10 protein-coding genes are annotated in these 6,283 nt (G+C 62.7%); 7 read left to right on the forward strand and 3 right to left on the reverse strand.

All coding sequences use genetic code 11. The features are described from left to right. Both EOA75_RS34225 and EOA75_RS26875 read left to right on the forward strand, forming a co-directional pair. On the forward strand, positions 1 to 154 hold a 154-nt coding region (locus tag EOA75_RS34225), incomplete at its 5' end, for a NepR family anti-sigma factor (RefSeq protein ID WP_164747578.1). 3 nt (positions 155 to 157) lie between these two features. Next, positions 158 to 709 carry an RNA polymerase sigma factor gene (locus tag EOA75_RS26875; RefSeq protein WP_040973662.1) on the forward strand — a complete coding sequence of 184 codons (552 nt, stop codon included), beginning with the start codon at positions 158 to 160 and terminating at the stop codon, positions 707 to 709. A gap of 31 nt (positions 710 to 740) precedes the next feature. Here the strand turns inward: EOA75_RS26875 and EOA75_RS26880 are convergent, their stop codons facing one another. Further along, positions 741 to 1,085, reverse strand: coding sequence for a response regulator (locus EOA75_RS26880; protein ID WP_347403999.1), 345 nt, complete (start codon positions 1,083 to 1,085; stop codon positions 741 to 743). A 198-nt stretch (positions 1,086 to 1,283) separates the two neighbouring features. On the opposite strand from EOA75_RS26880, the gene EOA75_RS26885 reads away from it, so the two are divergent. The 4 genes from EOA75_RS26885 to EOA75_RS26900 all read left to right on the forward strand — a co-directional run bounded on the left by EOA75_RS26885 (position 1,284) and on the right by EOA75_RS26900 (position 3,269). Further along, positions 1,284 to 2,045: a Crp/Fnr family transcriptional regulator gene (locus EOA75_RS26885; RefSeq protein WP_095799844.1), complete on the forward strand. Its 762-nt coding sequence runs from the start codon at positions 1,284 to 1,286 to the stop codon at positions 2,043 to 2,045. 77 nt (positions 2,046 to 2,122) lie between these two features. Beyond that, positions 2,123 to 2,449: a DUF883 family protein gene (locus tag EOA75_RS26890; protein WP_095778215.1), complete on the forward strand. Its 327-nt coding sequence runs from the start codon at positions 2,123 to 2,125 to the stop codon at positions 2,447 to 2,449. Between the two features lie 10 nt (positions 2,450 to 2,459). Next, a complete protein-coding gene (locus EOA75_RS26895; protein ID WP_127325586.1) occupies positions 2,460 to 2,924 on the forward strand; it encodes a phage holin family protein in 465 nt (154 codons plus the stop codon). 129 nt (positions 2,925 to 3,053) lie between these two features. Further along, a complete protein-coding gene (locus EOA75_RS26900; RefSeq protein ID WP_067002134.1) occupies positions 3,054 to 3,269 on the forward strand; it encodes a hypothetical protein in 216 nt (71 codons plus the stop codon). A gap of 19 nt (positions 3,270 to 3,288) precedes the next feature. On the opposite strand, the gene EOA75_RS26905 is transcribed toward EOA75_RS26900, so the two are convergent. Further along, on the reverse strand, positions 3,289 to 4,209 hold the full coding sequence (locus tag EOA75_RS26905) for a diacylglycerol kinase family protein (RefSeq protein ID WP_067002137.1): 921 nt from the start codon (positions 4,207 to 4,209) through the stop codon (positions 3,289 to 3,291). Positions 4,210 to 4,445: 236 nt separating this feature from the next. On the opposite strand from EOA75_RS26905, the gene EOA75_RS26910 reads away from it, so the two are divergent. Continuing rightward, on the forward strand, positions 4,446 to 5,834 hold the full coding sequence (locus EOA75_RS26910; RefSeq protein WP_095824026.1) for a PRC-barrel domain-containing protein: 1,389 nt from the start codon (positions 4,446 to 4,448) through the stop codon (positions 5,832 to 5,834). Between the two features lie 43 nt (positions 5,835 to 5,877). Here EOA75_RS26910 and EOA75_RS26915 read toward each other — a convergent pair. Next, a partial coding sequence (locus EOA75_RS26915; RefSeq protein WP_127325587.1) for a sulfatase/phosphatase domain-containing protein occupies positions 5,878 to 6,283 on the reverse strand: 406 nt, incomplete at its 5' end.

Consider the following 6,283-nt stretch of genomic DNA (forward strand, 5'->3'; position numbering starts at 1 on the left):
GAACGGGGGTAGCAGTCCGCTCGGACCGAACTCCGAAATCGCCCGCAAACTCAAGCAATATTACGACGAGCTGGTCTCCGATCAGGTGCCGGATCGATTCGCTCAGTTGCTCAGCCAGCTGGAAAAGGCCGAACCCGCCGAGAAAAAGGACTGAGACATGGCGGCGGTCTCCCAGAGCTTCAAGACCGAGCTGCTCGGCGCGATCCCAAGCCTGCGCGCCTTTGCGGTGTCGCTGACGCAGAATGCCGACAAGGCGGACGACCTCGTCCAGGAAACCTTGGTCAAGGCGTGGGACAAACATGAGAGTTTCCAGCCGGGCACCAACCTCAAGGCCTGGCTGTTCACCATCCTGCGCAACGAATTCTATTCGCAGATGCGCAAGCGCGGCCGCGAGGTGCAGGACAGCGACGGCATCATGACCGCCAGGCTCGCCGTCCACCCGGCCCAGCATGGCCAGCTCGATCTCAAGGATTTTCGCGGCGCGCTGGAGCAGCTGCCGGAGGATCAGCGCGAAGCGATCATCCTGATCGGCGCGTCCGGCTTTTCCTACGAAGAGGCGGCGGAGATCTGCGGCTGCGCGGTGGGCACGATCAAGAGCCGGGTCAGCCGCGCGCGCGCCCGGCTGCAGGACATCCTGAAGATTTCTGGCGAGGACGAATACGGCCCCGACGCGATCTCGGCGCAGGTGACAGGATCAAACGCCGCCTGACACCGACCTCCGGCTCTTCGACGCTACGTCGTCACGCCGCTTTCGCGCGCCTGCAGGCGAGCGCCAGGGCCTGGATCAGATCGTCTCCCGAGTAGGGCTTGGTGACCAGCTTAATCTCGGGAAAAGAGCCTTCGAGATCCTCGGCGTCGGAGTAGCCGGACGCGAAGACGAATGGAATGCCTGCGCTGCGCAGCCGCCCGGCGAAGTCGAGTGTCGAGGTGCCGCCGAGCATCAGGTCGACGATAGCGGCGTCGAACCAGGAAAACCCATCCCGCAGGTCGATTTCAGCCAGGTCGCCAACAATCGTGACCTCGGCGGCCCCTTGGTCGCGGCATAGTTGCTCGACATCCATCGCTATCAGGAATTCGTCTTCCAAGACCAGGATACGCAATCCGTCTAGCAATGGGGGCACGTGGCGGCGACTCCTATAAGGCTGCAGTCATGCGCGGTATTCGACGCTCTGTCATTTAAAAAAGACATGACCGGCGATGCATTGCGTGAGCGGCGGAACCTCGGTCCGGGTGAAGCGTTTGTATTCGCCCGATCGGGGCAGGGGTTTCGAAGAGGGGTCGAAATGTCCGGCCAGAGCGCATATTCCCTTGCCACCCGCCAATATCCTTGCGGCAAATGCCCGCTGCGGCCGCTGCCAGTCTTTCGCGAATTCGAGAGCCAGGAGCTGTTGTTCGTCAGCGGCTTCAAGAAAGGAGAGCTTGCGGTCGACAAGGGGGCGACCGTGCTGGTCGAAGGCAGCCACAGCGCGCATCTCTACACCATACTTTCAGGCTGGGCATTCCGCTACAAGCTGTTGCCCGACGGGCGGCGGCAAATCCTCAACTATTCCATGCCCGGCGATCTCATCGGCCTGCAAGGCAGCCTAATGGGCGAGATGCAGCATTCCGTCGAGGCCTTGTCGCCGATGCTGCTGTGCGTCTTCGAGCGCGACCAATTGCACGAGCTTTACCGTAACTACCCGGGCCTGGCCTATGACATCACCTGGATGGCGTCGCGCGAGGAGCGCATGCTCGATGAAAACCTGCTGAGCATCGGTCGCCGTTCCGCGCTGGAGCGCACCGCCTATCTTGTCGCCTTCATCTCCAGCCGTGCCCGGGGCGCGGGCCTGAACGGCAAGCGGCCGGTGCAGATCCCGATCACGCAGCAGCATATCGCCGATACGCTCGGCCTTTCGCTGGTGCATACCAACAAGACGATCCGCAAGCTGATGGACCGTAAGCTGATCATTTGGCGTGACGGTGGTTGCGAGGTTCTCAGCCATGAGGGGCTGACGGAGCTGGCCGGCTGGCAAGGTTTGGGTGAGGAGCGCAGACCGCTCATCTGACGACGAGCCGGACCGGCAGAACGGAACCCCGGTCTCGGCCAAGCGTTGAAATGGAAGCAAACTTAAGGAGTTACGCAATGGCGACCGCCGCAGGCAGATCCGCAACAGATACTCCCCCCAGCGCCGACCTCGAAGCCGACATCCGGCAGTTGAAGGCCGATATCGAAGAGCTCACCAGGCAATTGGCCAAGACCCGGGACGACAGTTACGGGGCAGCGCGCCGCGCGGCCGCCGAAGGCGTCGAGCAGCTGCGCGCGCACGGCGAGGCAGCGTTCGAAAGCATGCGCGGAAGTGCTCAGGATTTGGAAGCGCAGTTGATAGCCAGCGTTCGCGAAAAGCCGGTGACGTCGCTGGCGATTGCGGCGGGAGTAGGCTTCCTGTTCGCGCTGCTGTCGCGCCGCTAGCAGCCCTCATATGGGGACGCTGGTTTCGCTTATTTCCGGCCTTGCTTCCGGCGAGGCGGTGGCGGCCTTGCAAAGAGCGCGGCTGACCGCAATCCTCTACGGGCTTGCCGGTGTTTTTGCCCTGTGCGGCGTCGGTTTCCTCATCGGCGCGGCGTATATCTGGCTGGCGGCGCGCTACGGGCCGTTAGCGACCAGCCTCGGCTTCGGCATCGGCTTCCTGGTGATCGCCGGGCTGATTGTCGTGATCCACAAGTTGACAACCAGCATGCGGGCGCGGCGGCGCGCGCGAAGGCGAAAGGCCGACATGACGGCGGTTGGCGTAACCGCGGCGCTCGCGTTGCTCCCGGCGCTCGCGAAAAGCAAGGGCGGCCTGGGCACGCTTCTCGCGCCCGCGATCGCGCTCGCCGCCTTCGCCATCTACCGCGAGAACGTGAAGGCTGGGCCTCGAGAAAAGGATCGCAGCGAAACGCCATAGGCGCGGCAAGCCGGTCGGGGCGGCCGACCGTGCCGGATATAGCTGTCGGATTGGGAACTTTCGCGGAAAGGGTCCGTTACCCGACCATCCCGTGCTCGGCGTGCGCGCCCCCACACCTGGAGACCGACAATGCCCAAGACCGTTCCTGAAAACGAAGCCCGCCAGGGGCACTGGGGCTGGCATGCGCTCAGGATTCTCGTCGCCGGGCTGCTGCTGGTATTCATCGCCTGGGGCGTAGCCGAGATTTATGGCGTGCTGATCAAAGAGCCGAGCACCGAACAGCAGCACGTCCCACAACCTCCAGGGACCGAGCAGGCGCCTGCTCCCAGCGGTCAAACACAGTAGTTTTGAGTCTTGGCTCCATTCAGGCTGCCTTTGCCTGCGCGCTGCTTCTAGGGACCAGCACGTTAAGGGTCGCTGGATGGATCTCGACCGTGGTTTCGCGTTCCAGCTTGACCAACTCTCCGTCCATCACCGCCTTGAACTTTGTCGGCGAGGAATGAATTTTCAGCACGGCCTTGTCAGCCTGGTGGATCTCGACATGTTCGCTTTGGCGCCACCGGCCGCGCAGCATGGCAAGCAGCAATTTTACCAAGTCACGGCGCCGGCGCGCAACGCTGACATAGATGCCAAGCACGCCGCCGGCCGGATTGTCCGCATAAGGCAGATGACCCTCGCCGAACAGGTTGTTGCTGATGCCAATTCCGGTCGCGCGGGTGATGATGTCGGTCTTGCCGATGGTCAAGGTCACCTTCAGGGTGCGCGGGTTCTTGATCGTTGCCCATGCGGCGCGAACCGACGCCCGCATCTTTCCCAGCCGCGAGCCAAAATCCATCTTCTCGCGGAGCTGGACCATTCTGGCATGCATGCCGATTGAAAATTGATGCACGAAGGGACGGCCATTCGCGGTCGCCATATCGACCGCCTTGACCTCGCCGTCGGTAAAGGCCTTCAAGGCGGCTTCCAGTGTCTGGGGGATGCCAAGGCTGCGCGCGAAAAGGTTCATCGTACCAGCCGGCAATATGGCCAACGCCTTCTTCTTGTTCATCAGAAGCGAGGCGGCGGTGGACACCGTTCCGTCGCCGCCTCCGGCCAGCACGACATCGACGGTGCGCCTGGCTATGGCCTTTTCCAAAGCCGTGGCGATTTCGCCGCCCGCAACGATGTCGATCTGAACCGAATGGCCGGCCGCTTCCAGAAGCTCGCGGACCCGGTCGGCAAAGGCTGCAACATCGGTCGTGCGCAGGGTGCCCCCGTCCTTGTTCAGCACCGCAGCAAACCGCATGCCCCTCTTCCTGCTATTGTTAGGCCAAAAACGAGTTCTCAGCCGCAGGCTGAAACGGAAAGGGGCCGCCGAAGGTTCCGCGTCAGCGAGCAAGTCAAGCGCCGTGGACGGGCGCCGTTTGGAACAAGGCTCCCCTCACGACGTTGTGAAATTGTGGAATATTGCCGCGCTCGCCCTTGCCTTGTGCGAGGCCGCGAACGCGGCGCGTAGGAAATCAGGCACGAGGAGAGACGATCATGATCCGCACTCTTTTTGCAACGACCGCGCTTGCAACCCTCCTAGCAACCGGGGCCTTTGCGCAGAACACAACGCCTGCACCGGCGCAGGCGCCCGCCACCGAAACCCCCGCGCCCGCCGCCGAGACCCAAGCTCCAGTAGTACGTGCAGACGGGGCGCTGATGACCAATATCATCGGTGAATCGGTCTATAATGGGACCGGCGACGATGCCGAAGACATCGGCAAGGTCGACGACGTCGTTTTCGATGCAAGCGGCAACGTAAAATCCGTCATCATCGGCGTCGGCGGATTTCTTGGCGTCGGCACCAAGGATGTCGCCTTCGATTACAACAAGCTGGAATGGGCCGAGAAGAACGGCGACCGCTGGCTCGTAGCGAAGACGACCAAAGACGAGCTGAACGCACAGGCGGCCTTCGATCGCAAGGCCTATGATCCGGCCCCGGCGCAAACGACCGATGCCACGCAGCCTGCGACCACCGACACCGGAACGGCGCAAGCGCCCGCGCAGCCGGCCCAGCCGGTAGAGAAGGCTGAAGGCAATCTCGCCACCAACATCATGGGCGAGTCGGTCTATAACGGAACCGCCGACGACGCCCAAAAGATCGGTGACGTCAACGACATCGTTCTTGCCAAGGACGGCAAGGCCGAATCCCTCGTGATCGGCGTCGGCGGCTTCCTGGGCATTGGCGAGAAGAACGTTACCTTCGACTTCGCCAAGGCCAAATGGGCAGAGAAGAATGGCGATCGCTGGTTGATCGCCGAGACGACGAAGGAAGAGCTGGAGGCTCAGCCGGACTTCAACCGCAAGGCCTATGATCCGGCGCCGGCCGCAGCCACCACGGCTTCGAACACTGCTCCGGCAACGACCACCCCTGCCGTGACCTCGTCCGACACCACGGCCGACAAGGAGGCCAAACCGGCTCAGCCGGCCCAGACGACGGCTGAGACCAAGCCCGCGGCGCCGGCTGCGAATACGACGGCTGAGAACAAGCCAGCCGATACCGGCACAGCCGCCACCGACACGACCAAGACAGCCTCGATCGACAAATCGACGTTGAACGAAATGCCGATGGGCAACATCAGAGTCGACGATCTGAAGGGCACCACGGTATACGGCGCCAACGATGTCGAGATCGGCGAGATTGGCGACGTCGTGCTGACGCCCGACAACAAGCCGGATGCGGTGGTTATCGATGTCGGCGGTTTCCTCGGCATCGGCGAGAAGGAAGTCGCCCTCGGCATGGATAAGCTGAAGTTCATGACCGACAAGGACGGCAACAAGTATCTCTACACCAACTTCACCAAGGAGCAGTTGGAGGCGCAGGCAGCCTACGACAAGAGCTCCTATGCCGCAAACCGCGACAAGCAGAGGATGGTCCTGCAGTAAGGGACCAGGCAGCAGCAGCAGGCAGCAGGGAATACGCGTTTCGCTATTCCCTGCTGCCTGCTGTCTTGCTCACGTGGCCGACCACTCCGTCCTTTGTCAGCTCCGCCAGCGCGAGTGATTGGTCGAGATGGTTGGCGCGCCAGGTGAGCATCTTCTCGGCGAGTTCCACGCGCACCGGCAGATAGGCGGGGTCGTGCGCGACGTTGCTCAACTCGTCCGGATCCTTAGACAGGTCGAAGAGAAGCGGCGGCAGGCCGCCGCCGAAATGGACATATTTGAAAGCCTCGGTGCGAAGGACGGCAAGGTTGCAGTCGCGTGAGCCGATGCCGAAATGCCGCTCGGCTTCGCCGTCGGCGACCGAGCGGAAATCGAATTCCCAGTGCGCCGCGTCGCGCCAGTCGGCCGGCTCCTCGCCGTCGAGCCAGGACGCCAGCGACCTGCCGTCGAGG

It is taken from the genome of Mesorhizobium sp. M1A.F.Ca.IN.022.07.1.1 (assembly GCF_003997575.1).
GTDB lineage: Bacteria > Pseudomonadota > Alphaproteobacteria > Rhizobiales > Rhizobiaceae > Mesorhizobium.